At 64.9% G+C, this 19,327-nt stretch carries 17 protein-coding genes; 4 read left to right on the top strand and 13 right to left on the bottom strand.

What is annotated here, in order from left to right:
• Positions 1-6 precede the first annotated feature (6 nt).
• The 4 genes from J2X62_RS17190 to ssd are packed head-to-tail and all read right to left on the bottom strand — an operon-like array spanning position 7 to position 3,648.
• Complete coding sequence (locus J2X62_RS17190; protein ID WP_027494475.1) at positions 7-579, bottom strand: type II secretion system F family protein; 573 nt, start codon at positions 577-579, stop codon at positions 7-9.
• The gene (locus J2X62_RS17185) at positions 576-1,355 is read right to left on the bottom strand and encodes a type II secretion system F family protein (protein WP_027494476.1); all 780 of its coding nucleotides are present in this window, start codon (positions 1,353-1,355) and stop codon (positions 576-578) included. The genes J2X62_RS17190 and J2X62_RS17185 overlap by 4 nt, the downstream gene beginning before the upstream one ends.
• Positions 1,352-2,536, bottom strand: a complete 1,185-nt coding sequence (locus J2X62_RS17180) for a TadA family conjugal transfer-associated ATPase (RefSeq protein ID WP_310182138.1) — start codon at positions 2,534-2,536, stop codon at positions 1,352-1,354. Before J2X62_RS17180 ends, J2X62_RS17185 begins: the two co-directional genes overlap by 4 nt.
• Positions 2,533-3,648 carry a septum site-determining protein Ssd gene (gene ssd / locus J2X62_RS17175; protein ID WP_080735767.1) on the bottom strand — a complete coding sequence of 372 codons (1,116 nt, stop codon included), beginning with the start codon at positions 3,646-3,648 and terminating at the stop codon, positions 2,533-2,535. The genes J2X62_RS17180 and ssd overlap by 4 nt, the downstream gene beginning before the upstream one ends.
• A gap of 335 nt (positions 3,649-3,983) precedes the next feature.
• Here ssd and J2X62_RS17170 point away from each other — a divergent pair, with 335 nt between their 5' ends.
• Positions 3,984-4,829, top strand: coding sequence for an HAD family hydrolase (locus J2X62_RS17170; RefSeq protein ID WP_371832745.1), 846 nt, complete (start codon positions 3,984-3,986; stop codon positions 4,827-4,829).
• Positions 4,830-5,194: 365 nt separating this feature from the next.
• Here J2X62_RS17170 and J2X62_RS17165 read toward each other — a convergent pair whose 3' ends face one another.
• The 5 genes from J2X62_RS17165 to J2X62_RS17145 form a co-directional block, all read right to left on the bottom strand.
• Positions 5,195-5,941: a hypothetical protein gene (locus J2X62_RS17165; RefSeq protein WP_032364740.1), complete on the bottom strand. Its 747-nt coding sequence runs from the start codon at positions 5,939-5,941 to the stop codon at positions 5,195-5,197.
• 31 nt (positions 5,942-5,972) lie between these two features.
• A complete protein-coding gene (locus J2X62_RS17160; RefSeq protein WP_222100401.1) occupies positions 5,973-7,646 on the bottom strand; it encodes an ABC transporter ATP-binding protein in 1,674 nt (557 codons plus the stop codon).
• A gap of 1 nt (position 7,647) precedes the next feature.
• Positions 7,648-8,586 (bottom strand): ABC transporter permease, encoded by a 939-nt coding sequence (locus J2X62_RS17155; protein WP_094718964.1) that lies wholly within the window; start codon positions 8,584-8,586, stop codon positions 7,648-7,650.
• Entirely contained in the window at positions 8,579-9,502 is a 924-nt protein-coding gene (locus tag J2X62_RS17150; RefSeq protein ID WP_310182129.1) for an ABC transporter permease, read from the bottom strand. The genes J2X62_RS17155 and J2X62_RS17150 overlap by 8 nt, the downstream gene beginning before the upstream one ends.
• Before the next feature lie 139 nt (positions 9,503-9,641).
• A complete protein-coding gene (locus J2X62_RS17145) occupies positions 9,642-11,264 on the bottom strand; it encodes an ABC transporter substrate-binding protein (RefSeq protein ID WP_371832739.1) in 1,623 nt (540 codons plus the stop codon).
• A gap of 444 nt (positions 11,265-11,708) precedes the next feature.
• Between J2X62_RS17145 and acs the strand changes: the two genes are divergently transcribed.
• Positions 11,709-13,652: an acetate--CoA ligase gene (acs, locus tag J2X62_RS17140; RefSeq protein ID WP_310182127.1), complete on the top strand. Its 1,944-nt coding sequence runs from the start codon at positions 11,709-11,711 to the stop codon at positions 13,650-13,652.
• Positions 13,653-13,712: 60 nt separating this feature from the next.
• Here acs and J2X62_RS17135 read toward each other — a convergent pair whose 3' ends face one another.
• On the bottom strand, positions 13,713-15,083 hold the full coding sequence (locus J2X62_RS17135) for an MFS transporter (RefSeq protein WP_048316729.1): 1,371 nt from the start codon (positions 15,081-15,083) through the stop codon (positions 13,713-13,715).
• 267 nt (positions 15,084-15,350) lie between these two features.
• Here J2X62_RS17135 and J2X62_RS17130 point away from each other — a divergent pair, with 267 nt between their 5' ends.
• On the top strand, positions 15,351-15,845 hold the full coding sequence (locus J2X62_RS17130; RefSeq protein ID WP_032373800.1) for a phage holin family protein: 495 nt from the start codon (positions 15,351-15,353) through the stop codon (positions 15,843-15,845).
• Positions 15,846-15,869: 24 nt separating this feature from the next.
• Complete coding sequence (locus tag J2X62_RS17125; RefSeq protein ID WP_310182125.1) at positions 15,870-16,802, top strand: alpha/beta hydrolase; 933 nt, start codon at positions 15,870-15,872, stop codon at positions 16,800-16,802.
• A gap of 10 nt (positions 16,803-16,812) precedes the next feature.
• Here the strand turns inward: J2X62_RS17125 and marP are convergent, their stop codons facing one another.
• Genes marP through J2X62_RS17110 form a run of 3 tightly spaced genes read right to left on the bottom strand, consistent with a single transcriptional unit; the run spans position 16,813 to position 19,318 of the window.
• Positions 16,813-18,003 carry an acid resistance serine protease MarP gene (gene marP, locus J2X62_RS17120; RefSeq protein ID WP_027494489.1) on the bottom strand — a complete coding sequence of 397 codons (1,191 nt, stop codon included), beginning with the start codon at positions 18,001-18,003 and terminating at the stop codon, positions 16,813-16,815.
• On the bottom strand, positions 18,000-18,686 hold the full coding sequence (locus tag J2X62_RS17115) for a CoA pyrophosphatase (protein WP_032364742.1): 687 nt from the start codon (positions 18,684-18,686) through the stop codon (positions 18,000-18,002). The genes marP and J2X62_RS17115 overlap by 4 nt, the downstream gene beginning before the upstream one ends.
• Positions 18,687-18,709: 23 nt before the next feature.
• Positions 18,710-19,318 carry a TlpA disulfide reductase family protein gene (locus tag J2X62_RS17110; protein WP_222089886.1) on the bottom strand — a complete coding sequence of 203 codons (609 nt, stop codon included), beginning with the start codon at positions 19,316-19,318 and terminating at the stop codon, positions 18,710-18,712.
• Between the last annotated feature and the right edge of the window lie 9 nt (positions 19,319-19,327).

Genomic DNA, 19,327 nt, shown 5'->3' with positions numbered 1-19,327 from the left:
CGGCGGTCACAGCACGCCGCCGGCCAGCACATTGCCCGCAAGGCCGATCACCACGGGCACGATGCCCAGGCAGATGAAAGCCGGCAGAAAGCACAGGCCCAGCGGTCCGCTTATCAGCACACCGGCCCGTTCGGCCGCAGCCGCCGACGCATCCTCGGCCCGAGTTCGTTGGGTGGCAGCCAGTTCCGTCATCGCCGACGCCATGGACGACCCGGCCCGAGCGGATCGTCGCGCCATCCGTGCCAGCGCCTCGGTCTTCGGATCCTTTGCCACTGCATCCCACGCCGTCGCTGCATCGGCCCCCAGCTCGAGCAGATCGGCGGCTTTGCGCAGTGCGACACCGAATGCGGGCGGAGCGGAATGGGCTGCGGCCGCCGCGGCAGTCGAGATCGGGAGTCCGGAACGCAGACACGCAGCGAGAAGGTCGAACGTCGTCGCCACGGCGAGCGGATCGGGTCCGGAGTCGTCGACGGCTTCTGTCGTCGAAAGCCCTGAAACCTCTACTCGCGCCAAACCGCCACGGGCAGCGGGGACGACGACCAAAGCCGTTGCCAGACAGAGCGTGATCGCCCACGTCATGTCGTCACCTTGCCGGTGATCGCATCGGTCCACAGCAGACCTGCGCAACCGAGAGCGGTTCCGATGAGGAGCAGGATTCCGCCCAGCCCGCCGCCCAGCAGTATGCGCAGCGGATCGGCCCCCATCAGTTGTCCGAGCGCGACCCCAAGAACGGGCAGTCCAGCCAACACCAATGCAGTAGCGCGGGCCCCTGCGAGCGACGCCTCGGTTCGTTCCCGGAATCGCCGACGTCCGAGCAGATCCTCGCGCACGGCGTCGAGCAACTCGGCGAGTGCGAGGCCGTGTTCGTCGGCCACCCGCCATGCCGCGGCCAAGCGGTCCAGTTCGGGGTTCAACAGTGGATCCGACGCGGCTATCCCGTCGGCAGCGCGTCCACCGATTCGCGATCTGGACGCAGCACCGCGCAGCGCCTCCGAGGCGATCCCGCCGCACTCGTCCGCAGCCACTTCGCCGGCCGTCGCCGGGTGCGCACCGACCCGCAGTTCACCGATGACCACTTCGACTCCGGTTGCCAACCAATCCAATTCGGCCGTACGACGGGCGCGCACGGTGCGACGGCGATGTCGGTGCCATCCGGTACCGCCCGCCACGAACAGAGCCGCCGCGCCCCACGGACCGCCGATCCAGAACATGCCCACGGCCGACGCCGCGGCAACAGCGACAGGGAGCGCCCACCCAGGAACGCCGACGGCAACTCGACCGCGGCGCGGTAGTCGGCGAGAGCGGCTGGGCCACAGCGTAAATGCAGCGGCCAGGACACACAGTGCAGCCGTCATCGCATCTCGCCACAGCGCCGAGCGAGCAGTTCGTGCAGCCCGCGCTGCCCGGGCACGGCGTCGGAATCAGCGGACCATGCCGGCACGATATGAACACGACCCGTCGAATCCACCTCCACCAGTCCGATCTCCCGCAATCTGCGCGTGCCGTCGGCGCTCCGGTGGACGTGCAGGACGACCTGGACGGCCGCCGCGAGTTGACTGTGCAAGGCGTCGCGACCCATTCCGCCCAGTGCGGCAAGGGCTTCGAGCCGAGCGGGTACTTCCGAGGGCGAATTGGCATGGATGGTTCCGGCACCGCCGTCGTGCCCGGTGTTGAGGGCCGTCATCAGGTCGATCACCTCGGCCCCGCGCACCTCACCGACGACGAGCCGATCGGGTCGCATCCGTAGTGCTTGGCGAACCAATTGCCGAACAGACACCTCGCCCACACCTTCGACGTTCGGAGCACGGGCCACCAGACGCACCACATGGGGATGCGACGGAGCCAACTCGGCCGCATCCTCCACACAGACGATTCGTTCGGCTGGGTCGACCTCGCCCAGCAGAGCAGCCAGAAGAGTGGTCTTCCCGGCACCGGTACCTCCGACGACCAGAAACGCCAAGCGCGCGAGCACAATCCGCGCGAGCAGATCGTAGCCCTCCTCGGTCACCGCACCGGACGCCCGGAGCGCGGCGAGTCCCTGGGTGGCCGGGCGGAGCACTCGCAACGACAGGCAGGTTCCACCGCTCGCCACCGGTGCCAGCACCGCGTGCAGACGGACCCCGAACGCTCCCTGTCCGACGCCGGATAATCGGCCGTCGACCCACGGCTGCGCATCGTCCAATCGCCGACCGGCCGAGAGCGCGAGCCGTTGCGCCAGCCGCCTGACCGCGGCTTCGTCGGCGAACTGGACTCCGGTGCGTTCCAGGCCTCTACCGCGATCGATCCACACCTGATCCGGCGCCGTGACCAGAACATCGGTCACCCCTGGCTCGGACAGGAGCGGCTCCAACGGGCCTGCTCCGGTGAGCTCGGTCTGCAGAATACGCAGTGCCGCAAGCATATCGGTGTCACCGATGACTCCCCCTGCCTCGGTGCGGATGGCCGCGGCAACGGTGGCGGGCACCGGAGACTGTGCCGAAGCAGCCAGCCGATCTCGTACGCGGTCGAGCAATTCGGCGGTGACGACTGCGCTCATGCCGCCCACCGCTGACCACCGGGCTTGTGCGCGAACGTATCGAGGACCCCGGTGGCCGCCGCCGCGAGCGGTGAGCGGCGTCCGAGAGCAAGCCCGCCCCGCTCGAGACGCTCGGCCAATCCAGGCTCGGCCCGCATGGACGTCAGCAGCGACAGGTCGAGGGCGGCGGCGATGTCCGCTGCCCGTAGTCCCCCGGGTGCGGGCCCACGAACGACCAATCCGACGTTCGCATTGCGACTCGAGATCTCGTCCGCTACTGCTTCTGCCGAGGTCACGGCCCGCAATTCGGCAGGCAGCACCAGTACGACGAGGTCGGCTGCGGCGTACAGGGCGTCCGAGAGGTCATCGGAGTGGCGCGGGGCGTCGCACACCACGAGATCGCCTCCAGCGCGCCCTGCGTCGAGCACAGCCGCCGCGGCGACGGCCGAGAGTCCGGTTCGCCGGTCGTCGGATCGCCCGAGTGCCAGCACCGACAATCCGTTCTTCGACGGCAGCGCGCCGTGGAGTGCGTCGCCGGATACGCGCCCGCCCTCGACGACGAGGCCGGACCAGCGCAAGCCTGGGGCGTTCTCCCAGCCGAGCAGCAGATCGAGGCCGCTGCCGTACCGGTCGGCTTCGACCACGAGCGTGCGTTGCCCCGTGCGACTGCTGCACAGGCCCAGCGCCGCCGCGAACGTGGACGCACCCGCACCTCCGCGGGCACCGACGACCACGATGACGCCACCGCCGCCCGGCGATGTGACGACGGGTTCACCGAGGATGCGAACGAGCGTGTCCTCGTCCGAGGGTAACGACACCACGTGTTCGGCACCGAGCGCTGTGGCCGTCCGCCAATCGTCGAGTGTCGGCGAGGCGGCCGTGACCAGAACGACGCCGGGCCGCCGCGGAAGTCCGCCTGCGAGCGCCGACTCGGCAGAAGAAAAATCGATCAAAATAGTTCCTGGGAATTCCCAAATCGGGCGCGCCGATCCGATACCGACCAGTAAGTTCTGCTCTTCCACAACACAATCCGCGGCTGCGGCGATTCGATACACGTCCTGACGCAGTCCGTGATGGTCGATCGACATCGACGCGTTCGCATTCGTCCGCCGTGAAATCGGATCCGTTTTCATGGACCCAAGCGTGCGCGAGAATCCGCTCGCGCGGCGCGCGACTTGGGGAAATGTGGATAGATCGGCCCCTGTGGATGAATACCGGTACCGCGGTACCAGTTTTCGGCCTACCCCGAAAAAGAGGACGACCCTCGCCAGGGGGGGAGGAGGCGAGGGTCGTCTGGTTCAGCCCCGGGGGGTCGGGCTGAACACCGCCCGGAATGAACCGGGCTCGTGGAAAATACTACACCCGTGGACGTCCTTGTTTGCAAGTTCAACCGTCTCAATTTGTGGACATGTTCGGAGCGAGTCGAGAAGAGAAGTTGCGCGACATCCACCGGTCACCACCGGCCACTATGGTGACAATCGTGACCCTCAGCGCAGACACCGACGACGCCCCCGCCGGCCGACGCGCAGCGCGCGTCGCCGCCTTCTTCGACCTCGACAAAACGATCATCGCGAAGTCCAGCACTCTGGCCTTCAGCAAGCCGTTCTTCGACCAAGGTCTGATCAACCGGCGAGCGGTACTCAAGAGCAGCTATGCGCAGTTCTTGTTCCTGCTCTCCGGTGCCGATCACGACCAGATGGAACGCATGCGCGCACACATCGCCGGTATGACCGCCGGGTGGCACGTCGAACAGGTGCGAGCAGTGGTGGCCGAAACCCTGCACGACATCGTCGATCCCCTCGTCTTCGCCGAAGCGGCCGATCTGATCGCGGACCACAAGCTCCGCGGACACGACGTGGTGGTCGTCTCAGCGTCGGGCGACGAGATCGTGCATCCCATCGCCGAACTGCTGGGTGCCGACCACAGCATGGCCACGACGATGGTGACTGTCGACGGCAAGTACATCGGCGAGGTCGACTTCTACTGCTACGGCGAGGGCAAGGTCGACGCCATGAAGTCCCTGGCGGCACAACATGATTACGACCTGTCCAAGAGCTACGCCTACTCGGATTCGATCACCGACGTGCCGATGCTGCGGGCGGTCGGGCACCCCACCGCCGTCAATCCAGACCGCGCGCTCCGCAAAGAGGCCTCGTCCCTCGGCTGGCCGATTCTGACATTCTCGAACCCCGTTTCGCTGCGCTCCCGCATTCCGAATCCGTCCGGGAAGACCGTAGTAGCCAGTGCTGCAGCAGGTTTCAGCGCAATAGCGGCCGGCGCGATCACCTACGGACTACTCCGCAGAAAACGATGAGCCCAAACCCTTGATGTGAGCGGCGTCACGGGGTACAAATGACGTACGGAAGAACGGAAGGCCAAGAACGAACCGGAAGAGAAGGTTCGCTTCTCCCGACCGCGATTCCCAGCACGGACACCGGCACCCACGCGGAGCTTGCCACCTAATGGCAGAAGCGCTGTGGGCCTGCGATATTCGTGGGTGATCAGCAAGAACCCTGCACCGGTTGCACGGATGACCTCATCACCGTCGAGTTCTCGCCGAGGCCACGTGGTAGTCCATCACAGCCCACCTGTGCACGCTTGGTAACCAGGCGCTCCGTGCTAACGGGCGGCGACGTCGACGCAAGTCGGCATCGCCGCCCTTTTACGTGTGCACAACTCCTACTGTGCAGCTTCGGCAATCGAAGTCGCTTCTGCGGCACCAGCTTCGAATGCCCCGAGGCAGAGGATCACCCAACTGCCAACGCCCGTTGCGGTGCCCTCGGCGAATCCCGCCGCACCGTCTCGGTACGCGTTCGCTCGACGCATCCAACTCACCTCGGGCACGCCGAGGTTGTGCGGATCGAATCCCGACGATGCGGCCACCAACCTCGATGCAGCACGCGCCACGATGCCGTCGGCAGTTCCGAAAGGCCGCAGCGTCAACAGTTCACCGTGCACGACTGCCGCGATCACCGGAGCCGGCGCGGAAGTTCCACCCGTCACCAACTGCGCAAGCAGATCGAGCCGCTCGCCGATGCCCGCGTCCGTGCGCGGCCGACCGAGCGAGGAAGCATCGTCGACGAGATCCGCGGCGGCCAACAGATGTAGGCGGGCCAGCGTCTGCAGTGGGGCGCGCTTCCACGTCGACAACGTGTTCTGCAGGGCGTCACCATCGAGAGCAGCAGCCACTCGCAGCGCACCCGCCAGAATCGGGTCGCCCTCCTCGCCTTCGCGAGGGAAATCCATCGAACCGCCCTCGAGCGCGGAGGACGAACGAGCTGCCCGCACAGCGGCCTCGGCCGCGGTCGCCGGCCACCCACGACGATTGGCCTTGTGCCGATGCACGGCACCGAGGGCATCGCGTGCCCGTTCGGCGGAATCGACAACTCCGGGCAATTCCAGCAGCGGGGCGAGGGGGTCCGTCACGACAGACGACGGTACCCCCTCACCTCACGCTCTACTTCGCCCCTGCCGCCAACAACTCGGCGCGGGCCTGACGACGCTTGGCCTGTTCGGCCGGGTCGGGCACCGGGACGGCTGCGAGCAGCCGCTTGGTGTATTCGTTGGTTGGACGACGCAGGATCTGATCCGTCGTACCGAACTCGGCCAACTTGCCCTTGTTCAGCACCGCGATGCGCTTGGCCAGCACCTCGACCACGGCGAGGTCGTGACTGATGAACAGGCATGCGAACCCGTACTCCCGCTGCAGTTCCTTGAACAGCTCGAGCACCTTGGCCTGCACCGATACATCGAGTGCCGACGTCGGTTCGTCGGCCACCAGCAACGTCGGCTCCAAGGCGAGCGCCCGCGCGATACCGACTCGCTGACGCTGACCGCCGGACAGCTGGTGCGGATAGCGGTTACGCATGGTCCGCGACAGGTGGACCTGGTCGAGCAGTTCCTCGACCTTCTTGTTCCTCTCGGCCGCACCGAGTTCGGTGTGCAGCAGCATGGGCTCAGCAATCGACTGGCCGATCGGCCAGCGGGGGTTCAGCGACGAACCCGGGTCCTGGAACACGATGCCGACCTTGCTGCGTACCGACCGCAGTTCGCGATTGGACAAATTCGTGATGTCGACGCCAGCGATCGACAACGAGCCGCCGGTGAGCTTGTTCAAGCCCACCACGGCCTTGCCGATCGTGGACTTACCCGAGCCGGACTCACCGACGAGACCGACCACCTCACCCATCTCGATGTCGAGACTGACCCCATCGACGGCTCGGAACACGGTACGCCCCGGATAGTCGATGACGCCGTCGACGATGCTCAGCGCGCGCGTATCTTCCGCTGCCTTGGGCTCGGCTACAGTACCGGCCGCAACGGACTCGATACTGCTGCCGAGGTGCGGAACCGACGCCAGCAATTGCTGCGTGTACGGGTGCGACGCGTTTTTGAAGATTGTTTGCGCCGCATCGGTTTCGACGATGACGCCGTCCTTCATCACCGCGATGCGGTCGGCCATGTCGGCCACCACACCCATGTCGTGGGTGATCAACACGATCGACGCGTCGATGCGGTTTCTGAGGTCGCGCATCAGGTCGAGGATCTCGGCCTGCACCGTCACGTCCAAGGCCGTGGTCGGCTCGTCCGCGATCAGCAGCGACGGATCCGAGGACAGCGCCTGGGCGATCATGGCGCGCTGACGCTGACCACCGGAGAGCTGGTGCGGGTAGTAGTCCACCCGAGTCTCCGGATCAGGCATCTCGACGAGCTTCAACAACTCGACGGCCCGCGCCTTCGCTTCCTTCTTCGAGAGCGAGGTGTGTGCCCGAATGGCCTCGGTGATCTGCCATCCGATCGAGTAGACCGGATTCAGAGCCGTCATCGGCTCCTGAAAAATCACCGCGACGTTCTTGCCGCGGATGGGTGCGAGCTGATTCTCGGGCAGCCCGACCAGTTCTTTCTCGCCGAGAACGATGCTGCCCGAGACTCGCGAATTGTCCGCCAGCAGACCGGGAATGGCCATGGCGGTGGTCGACTTACCGGATCCGGACTCACCGACGATGGCAAGTACTTCACCGGCAGCGACGGTGAACGAGACGGAGTCGGCAGCCTTGCGCCACACTTTCTCGACCTCGAACTCGACCGTCAGATCGGTGACGGTCAGGACGGTGTCCTTCTGGATACTCATGTCAGTTCCGTTTCGGATCGAGTGCGTCACGGAGTGCGTCGCCGAGCATGATGAACGCAAGCACCGTGACCGAGAGGAACGCGGCCGGGAACAGCACGAGGTGCGGTGCCGTCAGGAACACGTTCTGACCGAGGTTGATCTGCAGACCCCAGGAGATCTCGGGTGCCTGGAGTCCGATTCCGAGGAACGTCAACGTCGCCTCGGCCGCGATGAACGTACCGACCGAGATGGTCGCGTAAATGATCACGGGTGCAAGAGCATTGGGAAGGATGTGCCGCACCAGAATTCGGTACGTGGATGCGCCCAAAGCCTGAGCAGCCTGTACGTACTCGCTGTTCTTGATTGCGATGACACTCGACCGAACCAGCCGCATTGCCGTCATCCAGCCGAATGCGACCAGGGCGAGCGAGACGGTGAAGATGGTGCGCTGTTCGGTGACCGTCAACAGGATGAGGGCACCGAGCAGAAGGGGGATTCCGAAGAAGACGTCGGTGAAGCGAGCCAGAATGCTGTCGGTGAATCCACCGAAATAGCCTGCGAGAGCACCGATCAGGACGCCGATGATGAGTACGCCGATGACCGACAGAACGCCGATGGACAGCGAGATCCGCGCGCCGTAGATGACGTTGGCGTAGTAGTCGCAGCCCTGAATGTCTGTACCGAACCAGTGCTCGGCACTGGGGGTCTTCCGCGAGTTGGACAGCGAGCAGACGCGCGGGTCGATACCGCGGGCGAACAACTGCGGGAACACCGCCATCACCAGGAGTACGACCAGCAGGAACGTTCCGATGATGAAGAAGGGACTCTTGCGGAGGAATTTCCACGCATTGCCCCACAGGCTGGCCTGGCCGACCAGATCGACGGCTTCGCCGGTGATGACGTTGCCGGGCTGGCCCTCGTCCGCGGCGTGCTGAGCTGCGGTCGTGTCGTCCTTATTCATAACGAATCCTTGGATCGAGAACCGCGTAGAGAACATCCACCACGAGGTTGAAGAAGATGTAGAAGAAGACGAAGAGCGTCACGATGCCGACCACGACGGCACCTTCCTGACGCGCCAGTGCGTCATAGATCGCGCGGCCGAGACCCGGTAGGTTGAACACCGTTTCGGTCACGATCGCACCACCGAGCAGACCACCGACATCGGCACCGATGAAGGTGACGACGGGAATCAACGAGTTGCGCAGTGCATGGCGAACGATGATGCGACGGTTGCTGATTCCTTTCGACTTCGCGGTGCGGATGTAATCCGCCGCCATCGATTCGGCAACGGAGGTACGCGTCAGTCGGGCGACGTAAGCCATCGACAACGACGCGAGGACAAGTCCGGGAAGCAGGAAGCTCGACCAGCCGTCGTTGATGCCCGAGATCGGGAAGATACCGAGCTTGAGCCCCAGCGTGAACTGGGCGATGAAGCCGAGCACGAAGACCGGGACGGAGACGAGCAGCGTCGTCGAAATCAGCACCAGGTTGTCGAAGAACGACCCCTTCTTCAGGGCCGACAGCACGCCGGCCGCGATACCCATCACCGTCTCGAAGGCCACCGCGACGATCGTCAGCTTGATGGTGACGGGCAGGGCCCGCTCGATGGTGTCGAGCACCGGGCGGCCGGAAAAGTCGGTGCCGAAGTTGCCCTGGAAGAATCCGGCGATGTACTTGAAGTACTGGACGAACAGGTTGTCGTCGAGGTTGTACTCGTCTCGCAGCTGTGCGACGACGGCAGGGGCGAGCGGGCGATCTCCGGCAAGGGCGCGGATGGGATCACCGGGCAATGCGTACACCATGGCGAAGATGAGAAAAGAGGAGCCGATCAGGACGGGAATCGTCAACAGTAATCGGCGGGAAATGTAGCGACCCACTGTGGTTTCTCCTTGGATGCGGCGATCCTGCGAATCGGGTCTCGCTTACGCAGGTCTTCGGCGGGCGTAGGCCCACCGCCGAAACGAACCGATGGGTGGCAACGGAGTCACATCCGTTGCCACCCACCGGTGTCCGTTATTAGCTGACTACGACGTCCTCGAGGACGATGTCGCCGGTGTTGTCGATCTTGACGTCGGAGACGCGATCGGACCACACTGCCTGATTCAGCCCGTAGAACAGCGGAGTAGCAGGCATCTGCTGGATCAGGAGATCCTCCGCCTCTTGGTACTTCTCCGTTGCTGCTTCGACACTGTCCGCATTGTTGCCCTCGGCCAACTTGGCGTCGAACGCCGGATCGTTGAAGAAGGTGTAGTTACTGCCGGCCGGCGGGGTTGCTGCGACGGAGTACAGCGGAGACAGGAAGTTGTAGATCGACGGGTAGTCCATGATCCAGCTCGAGCGGAACGGACCGGTCATACCCTTGGCATCCTGCAGCGGCAGGTACTGAGCGAACTGCAGATCGCCGCGCAATGCGTAGTCGACACCCAGGTTCTCGCGAATCTGGTTGCCCACGGCCGTCATCCACGAGTCGTGTCCGGCACCAGCGTTGAACCAAAGGTCGATCGGCTGGCTGCGATCGAACCCGGCCTCGTCGAGCAGGCGGTTCGCCTCGTCCTTGTTCAGTTCGCAGGACGCGCCACACGCATCCGCACGGTAGCCCTCGACCACCGGAGAGGCGAAGGAATTGGCGGGAGTGCGGGTGTCGGTGAAGATCGCGGTCGCGATGGCCTGGCGGTCGATGGCCATCGAGAATGCCTTGCGCACGTTCGGGTCCTGGAACCGCGGGTCGTACGTGGGGAAGCCGAGCGAGGTGATGTCGGGACGAGCACGATCGGCGTAACGATCACCGAACTGGTCACGCGCCGTGGCCCAAGCGTCCTCGGGCAGATCGAGCATGATGTCGAGTCCGCCACCCTGAATGTCGTTGTAGCCGGTGTTCAGCTCGGTGTAGACCTTGAAGTTCACGCCTGCGGACTTGGCGGCATTGTCACCTGCGTAGTCGTCGTACTTGGTGACGGTGAAACCCTGTCCGGGGACGAAGTCCGAGTCGGCCTTGAACGGACCGTTACCGATCGGGCGGGCACCGAATGCCGTCGGGTCGGCGTAGAACGCCTCCGGCAGCGGATCGAACGCGGTGTAGCCGAGCGTCAGCGGGAAGATCGCGAACGGTCCGTTGAGCTTGACCGTGAAGGTCGTGTCGTCGACGACCTTCAGTCCGCTCAGTTCGGTCGCTGCGGGTTCTGCGGTGTCGCTGCCCTGCAGATCTGCGTAGCCTTCGATGTTCTCGAAGAAGTAGGAGGCACCGAATGCGTTGGTGCTGAGCGCGTTGTAGCTCCACGCCTTGGTGAAGGACTCCGAGGTGACGGGAGTGCCGTCGTGGAACGTCCAACCATCCTTGAGCTTGATGGTCCAGTTGACGTTGTCCTCGGACTCGACGGACTCGGCAACGCCGTTGTACTCGACGCTGTTGTCTTCGTCGTTGAACGTCACCAGCGGAGTGAACAGCGCCTTGAGTACCTGGCTGCCTTCGCTCTCGGTGGTGTTTCCGGGAACCAGTGGATTCTCGGGCTCACCGATGTAGATGCTGTAGATCCCGTCTGCACTGCCGCCGGAGCTCGAGCCTCCACCCCCACAGGCAGCGAGCAAGCTCGCACTCATCAGCACAGCCGTGGTGACTACCGCGGCACGTTTGATACGCAAGGAAATCCTCCATCCAGATGTGAACACGGGGTCGTCCGTGCTCAGTTCCTCGGGCGCGACGCCCGGGGATTCGTGGGCGACCGCAAGACACGGCCTGTGAGCCGTACCAACGATCTGATGGAACGAACTTTAGACACATCCTGAAACGAACATGTGAACTCCCCCGGGTTTTGTTGACCGGCGAGTAAGTCGGAAACATGATCGAAACGTTTCGGCAAGTCGATTTCTCACAGTGCGGGCATAGCCGCCGAGACAGCCTCCCGTCGACGACGGCGATGACCGTCCATCGTGCGGAAACAACCGATCACCGCAGATCAAGGGGTTGCAGCCGATTGCAACGGTGCGATCGCCATCACATGTGACTACCCTCACTAGGGGCTCAAGACCGGCCTGTAAGTGCCGTTTCATGGGCGAAAAGCATCGGACGAAAGAGAGCTATTCGAGATGACGACCAGTACCTCCGGCAGCGACGACACCGCGGTTGCCTCCTACGCGCCGTCGGCCGAGTTCGCGGCGCAGGCGAACGCTCAGGCAGATCTGTACGCCGCCGCGGAGAAGGATCGACTCGGGTTCTGGGCGGAGCAGGCTCGCCGGCTGCACTGGCACACCCCGTTCACCGAGGTACTCGACTGGTCCGACGCCCCCGTCGCGAAATGGTTCGCCGACGGCGAGCTCAACGTCGCCTACAACTGCGTCGACCGCCACGTCCTCGACGGCCACGGCGACCAGGTCGCCATCCACTGGGAAGGTGAACCCGGCGACAGCCGCGACATCACCTACTCCAATCTGCTCGCCGACGTCAGCCAGGCGGCCAACACCCTGACCGAACTCGGCCTCGTCTCCGGTGACCGCGTCGCGATCTACATGCCGATGATCCCCGAGGCCATCGTCTCGATCCTCGCCTGTGCACGCCTCGGCCTGACCCATTCGGTCGTCTTCGCCGGGTTCTCCGCCACCGCACTGCGCTCGCGCATCGACGACGCCGAAGCCAAACTCGTCATCACCACCGACGGCCAGTGGCGACGCGGCAAGCCCGCCCCCATCAAGGACACCGTCGACGAAGCCGTGGACGGAGCCGCCTCCATCCGGAACGTTCTGGTCGTCAAGCGCACCGACTCCGACGTCGCCTGGACCGAGGGACGCGACCTGTGGTGGCACGAGACCGTCGCGAAAGCGTCGAAAGAGCATGAGGCGCAGCCGTTCCCGGCCGAGCACCCCCTGTTCATCCTCTACACCTCGGGTACGACGGGTAAGCCCAAGGGCATCATCCACACCTCCGGCGGCTACCTGACACAGACCTCGTACACCCACCACAACGTCTTCGACCACAAGGCGGGCACGGACGTCTACTGGTGCACCGCCGACATCGGCTGGGTCACCGGGCACTCCTACATCGTCTACGGACCGCTCTCCAACCGCGCCACGCAGGTCGTCTACGAGGGCACGCCCAATTCGCCCGACGAGCACCGGCACTGGAACGTCATCGAAAAGTACAAGGTGTCGATCTACTACACCTCCCCCACCCTGGTGCGCACGTTCATGAAGTGGGGCAAGGAGATTCCCGAGGCACACGATCTGTCCTCGATCCGCCTGCTCGGGTCCGTCGGCGAGCCCATCAACCCCGAGGCTTGGCGCTGGTTCCGCGACGTCGTCGGCGGCGGCAGCGCACCGATCGTCGACACCTGGTGGCAGACCGAGACCGGCGCGATCATGATTTCTCCGCTCCCCGGCGTCACATCCACCAAGCCCGGCTCGGCCATGACTCCGCTGCCCGGTATCTCGGCCAAGATCGTCGACGACGACGCCAAGCCACTGGGCAACGGCGGCAACGGATACCTCGTTCTCTCCGAGCCGTGGCCGGCGATGCTCCGCGGGATCTGGGGCGACATGGACCGCTACAAGGACACCTACTGGTCCCGCTACGCCGAAGAAGGCTGGTACTTCGCCGGTGACGGTGCCAAGTACGACGAGGACGGCGCCCTGTGGGTCCTCGGCCGCGTCGACGACGTCATGAACGTCTCGGGCCACCGCATCTCCACGTCGGAAGTGGAGTCGGCACTGGTCAGTCATCACAGTGTCGCCGAGGCTGCCGTCGTCGGTGCCGCCGACGAGACCACCGGTCAGGGCATCGTCGCGTTCGTCATCCTGCGCGGCGGCGAGGAGAACACCGGCGACGCATTGATCGCCGAACTCAAAGCTCAAGTCTCCAAGGAGATTTCGCCGATCGCGCGGCCACGAGAGATTTCCATCGTGCCGGAGTTGCCGAAGACCAGGTCGGGCAAGATCATGCGCCGCCTGCTCCGTGACGTGGCCGAGGGCCGCGAACTCGGTGACGTCTCCACTCTCGTCGACCCGAAGGTGTTCGAGGCGATCAAGAAGGGCCGCTAGCGGCCAGTGGTGTGGATATGCGCCCTATGAGGCACATATCCACACCACTGCCGAAGGCACCTACACGCTGTCGAGCGACTGGTCTCGCGTTTCCTTCATGATGATCAGCGAGATCAGTGTCAGCGCAGCGGCGATGGCGAGATAGACGCCCACCCAGCCGACGCCGTAGGAACTCACCAGCCAGGTTGCGATGAACGGAGCCACTGCAGCTCCGAGGATCGACGCGGTGTTGTACGAAATTCCCGAGCCCGTGTAGCGCACGTTCGTCGGAAACAGTTCGGGCAGAACGGCACTCATGGGCCCGAAGGTCAGACCCATCAGTCCCAGGCCGACGCACATGAACACCAGCATCTTGCCTGCCGACGCGGACGACGGGTCGGCGAACCAGTGGAACGACAGACCGAACAGCACGATCGCCGCGGTGATGACGATGAGCGTGGGGCGGCGGCCGTACTTGTCGGCGAGCAGCCCGGCGACCGGGATCAGCGCCGCGAAGAACAGCACCGCGATGAGCTGGAGTTCCAGGAAGTCCGTGTACGGAATCGCGAGCTTGGGCCCGTTGACGTCGGCCACCTTGCCTGTTCCGTAACTGACCACCCACGTCGTCATGATGTAGAAGAGCGTGTACGTGGCGAGCATGACGAACGTGCCGATGATCAGCTGACGCCAGCTCGTCTTGAACACCTGGGCCAACGGGGTCTTGACCTTCTGGCCGCGCTCGACTGCCAGCTTGAACACCGGCGTCTCCTCGAGCTTGAGGCGGACGTACAGGCCGATGATCACCATGATCGCGCTGAGCAGGAACGGGATGCGCCAGCCCCACGTGAGGAACGCATGGTCGGTGCCGGAGTTCGCGGAGTCGTAGCCGGTCGCGATGACGATGAGCAGGAAGATGCCGTTGGCGAAGAAGAAGCCGATCGGCGCGCCCAGCTGCGGGTACATCGCCGCCCAGGCTCGCTTGCCCGGCTTCGCGGTTTCTGTGGCCAGCAACGCCGCACCACTCCATTCGCCGCCGAGGCCGACGCCCTGAGTGAAGCGCATCAGCGCCAACAGAGCCGGTGCCCACAGACCCGCCGCGGCGTAGGTCGGCAGGAGCCCGATCGCGAACGTCGCGACACCCATCGTCAGCAGGGACCCGACGAGGGTGGCCTTGCGTCCGATGCGATCACCGAAGTGGCCGAACAGAATCGAGCCGATGGGTCGCGCTACGAACGCCAAACCGAACGTCGCGAACGACGCCAGCAGCGCGGTCGTGTCGTTGCCCGCGGGGAAGAACAGGCGGGGGAAGACGAGCACTGCGGCCGTTGCATAGATATAGAAGTCGAAGAACTCGATGGACGTACCGACCATCGAGGCGATGACGATTCGGGACCGAGGCACCTGAGGTGCGGGAATTGCGCCGTCGTCCGTGACGGCGTGTGTTGAACTCACGAGTGCTCCTGAAGGGGAAAGTTCCCTGAAAATTACCTGATGAACACCTGAGAATTTCACGCCCCCGGGCCGTTCGTTGCCGATTCGTGCAACATTCCCGTGTTTGTCGCGACGGGCGGAGAGGTAACCGACGACGGGCCGAGCGTCGCTCGGCCGCCGCGGGACAGATAATCTGCTACTTAGGCACTACTGTCGATACGATCTTCCGCAACACCGAGCAGAGCGATCACCGCAATACCGAGCACAGCGATTACAAGGGGTCGAGAGTTGAGCGTCAGCAATGACAAGGGATACGGCAACGGCGTCCCGAACACGATTTCGTCGATACCTCTCACCGATGTCGATGCCCGCACACCCGGTAGCGCGAGCATCGGAAACCTCGTCAAGGACGCCACGACTCAGGTCTCGACGCTGGTGCGTGCCGAGGTGGCCCTCGCCAAGGCCGAGGTCACCGGCGAGGTCAAGAAGGGTCTGCAGGGCAGCGTCTTCTTCATCGTCGCGCTGACGGTGCTGCTGTTCAGCTCGTTCTTCTTCTTCTTCTTCGCCGCCGAACTCCTCGACGTGTGGCTCTACCGTTGGGCCTCGTTCCTCATCGTCTTCGTGTTCATGGTGCTGGTTGCCGGCCTGTTCGGGTTCCTCGGCTACCGCAGGGTCAAGAAACTGCGCAAGCCCGAGAAGACCATCGACTCCCTCAAGCAGGCGTCGACCGTGCTGCCCAACCAGCACGAGAGCATTCCCGGAATCCCCGGCTACAAGAAGTAGACGACGCCCGGCGAGTCGAGCAGTATGAATCATCCCGATCCGTCCACGGTCCGTTACCCGGGACAGTGGATCCATCGCGACATCCATGCCAACGGAATCCGGTTCCACACCGTGGAGGTCGGCGAGCATGCTCCCGGTGCCCCGCTGGTGGTGCTGCTGCACGGCTTCGCCGACTTCTGGTACTCCTGGCATCACCAGCTCGACGCGCTCGCGAGTTCCGGAGTGCGAGCGGTCGCAGTCGACCTCCGCGGCTACGGCGACTCCGACAAGCCCCCACGTGGTTACGACGGATGGACCCTGGCCGGCGACATCGTCGGTCTCGTTCGCGCGCTGGGGTACCCACATGCGACGTTCGTAGGTCATGCCGACGGCGGCCTGGTGTGCTGGGCGAGTTCGGCTCTGCATCCGCGAATGGTCCGCTCGATGGTCCTGATCAATGCACCGCACCCGATCTCGTTGCGCCGCGCCGTGCTGAAGGATTCTGAACAGCGCGGTGCTCTGCTGCCGCACTTCATTCGGTATCAAGTTCCGCTGCGCCCCGAGAAGCTGCTCACCCGGCGAGGGGGCGCGGCAGTGGAAGAATTGATGCGCAGCCGCGCCGGGTCGCAGTGGCAGCGCACCGACGATTTCTCCGATACCGCAGGCAAGATGCGCTCGGCCATCCGAATTCCCGGGGCCGCGCACAGCGCACTCGAATATCAGCGCTGGGCGTTCCGTAGCCAGTTCCGCGCCGAGGGCCGACGCTTCATGGACGCCGTCGACGTGAAGACCTCGATCCCCGTCGCGCAGATCAGCGGTGACCTCGATCCGTACGTCCTACCCACCACCCTCGATCGCGATCGGCACTGGGCACCGGGGCTGACCCGTCGAACGGTGCGGGACGTGGGGCACTACGTGCACCAGGAAGCCCCCGACGTGGTGTCCGAGGAAATCCTGCGCGTCGCGCTGAAAAGCTGACGTCCCGCCGTCAGACGATGCAGTCGCCGGTCCCCACACTGACCGGCGCATCGAAGCTGCGGGCGAGCTCGTCCGAGATCTCGGTTGCGGTCAGGACGAATCCGGTATCGGGGTCGTCGACGGCAGCACCGAACACCACACCGAGTACCTCACCGTTCGAATTGACCAGTGGCCCACCGGAATTGCCCTGCCTCACCGATCCGCGAACCGTATAGACCTCACGTTGAACAGTTCCGGTGCGGTAGATGTCCGGTCCGCTGAGGTTGATGATCTCGCGAATGCGCGCTGGGCTCGCCGTGTACGGACCGCCGCCCGGGTAGCCCAACACGATGGCGTCGGATCCGGATTCGGCCGGGTTCGGCGCAAACGGCAACACCGGAGCCTGCAGCTGCGAAACACGAAGCACTGCAACATCTTCTTCGGGATCGAACAGGACGACGTCGGCGTCGAGAGGGCCGTCCGGAGAATCGACGGTCACCTCGGAGGTACCGGCCACCACGTGGGCGTTGGTCATCACCAGATCCGGCCCGACGACGAAACCCGAACCCTCGAGCGCCTTCTGGCAACTCGGGGCGATTCCGTTGATCTTGATGACGCTCGCCTGCAACGCCACCGGGACGGGGCCTGCGGCGATCCCGGAGTCGGGAGCGGCGACGTCGGCGACCGGAGTGCGTCCGAACGGACCGATGACGTCCGGCAGCCCGGAGGTGTCGAGCAGCGCCGAGAATTCCTTGGGCACCTGACGCAGCCACTCGGGTGCCACCTCGTCGACCTTGCCCAGGACCGTCGAGCCACGCACGGCACTGGCCACCTCGGGCTGCGACGAGGACGTCAGCGGAATGGCGAGCAACCATGCGGCAGCGAGCACGGCCGCGGCCTGCAGACCTGCCCCGATCGTGCTGTCAACCGATCTTGCTGAGCGCGAATGTATTCCGCTGCGCAACGCACGACCCAGAACCATGCCGGCCACCTCACCGACGATCACCAACACCACGATCAACGCGATACCGACGAACACCCTCGTGCGTGATCCGTCGACGTGTTCGAGCACGTGCGGTGCCACCAGAATTCCGGCGACGGCACCCAGAACGACTCCCAGAAACGCCAGCGCCGACGCCACCGCCCCCTGTCGCCATCCCGACGTCGCCGCCAGCAGCGCGACGGCGAGCACCGCGATATCGACCCACCCTGAACCCGTCACCGATCGAGCCTCGCTCCTACCGCAGTCAAGCTGGCCTCCAGATCGCGTATATCCCCCGTGTCCCATTCGGACTCCCAGCCCGACACAGCGAGCAGGCCCGCCAGAATACCGCCCGTGAATCCCCACACCAGCATTCCCTGCACCGAGAAGGCCGGGCCCTGGTAGCCGGCGGGGTGACGCACCTGGAATCGGTTGGCCGGATCGAGCAGCTCGCGCAGGGGAACTCGCACCACGCGCTCGGTTTCGCCGGCGTCGACGACGCGGACCGGGGTTGGACTCCGCCAGTACGAGAGCACGGGAACCACGTCGAATCGGGACGGCGGCACGTAGATGCCGGGCATCGTCGCGAGCGGTACGACGCCGGCCGGGTCGAGACCGGTCTCTTCCTGGGCCTCCCGCAGCGCCGTTCCGATGGGCCCGTCGTCACCCGGGTCGGTGGCACCGCCGGGGAAGGCGATCTGCCCACTGTGGTCGCGCAAGGTCGACGCCCGCTGGGTCAGCAGAACGTCGGCCTCGGCGGGTAGCCCACCGGGCGCGGTCGGATCGGCGGCAGCCGGACCGCCGAACAGCACCAACACCGCCGCCGAGCGGGTTCGATCGGCCGGCTGCGCCTGTCGTTGCAGTACCGGGTTGATGCCGGTGGTGTCGGTCAGTCCGTTTTCGCTGCCGGCGACGTCGAGCATGCGCCCGAGCCACTCGGGTGCGCTCACGACGCGACTCCGAGGTTCTCGCGGACTGCGTCGGCGATGTCGTCGACGCCTGTGAAGGGTTCGGTCAGCACCTTGGCGACAGTGCCATCCGCAGATATCAAAACGGATACGGGCAACACGTTCGGCGCTTCCGCCGCCGCGGCGACGCGTCCGGCACCGTCCTGAACGCCGGGCAGCGTGACGCCGTACTCGGCCAGACGGGTCAGCCCGTTGGACTCGTTGGCATCGTTGTGGACGGTCAACACCGTGACTGCATCACCCGCCCGCTGCGCGTATTGCTGCAGGTACGGCAACTCCTTCGCGCACGGGCCGCACCAGTAGGCCCAGATGTTGAGCAGTGCGGGTCGCCCGGCCAGAGCCTGGCCGAGGTCGACGGACGAGCCGTCGCCGATGCATTCGAGGGTGATGCCCGTCAACGGGCCTGCTGCAGCGCCCGACGGCGTCGGACATGCGTCGAGACCGGCAGTCTGCCGCAGCGGTGCCAGAGCCTCGGGAGTATCGGCGGCACGACGCTCGGCCGTCGACGGTCCTTGCTGCCCCAGACCGGGACCATCGGCACGCTGCGTTGCCGGAGATTCATTGCGTGGCCAGAGGGCATAGACCATCCCGACGAC

It is taken from the genome of Rhodococcus sp. 3258, from assembly GCF_031456475.1.
Taxonomy (GTDB): domain Bacteria; phylum Actinomycetota; class Actinomycetes; order Mycobacteriales; family Mycobacteriaceae; genus Rhodococcoides; species Rhodococcoides fascians.
Note: the sequence above shows the minus strand (reverse complement) of the source record. Positions and strands in the feature narration are given on the sequence as shown.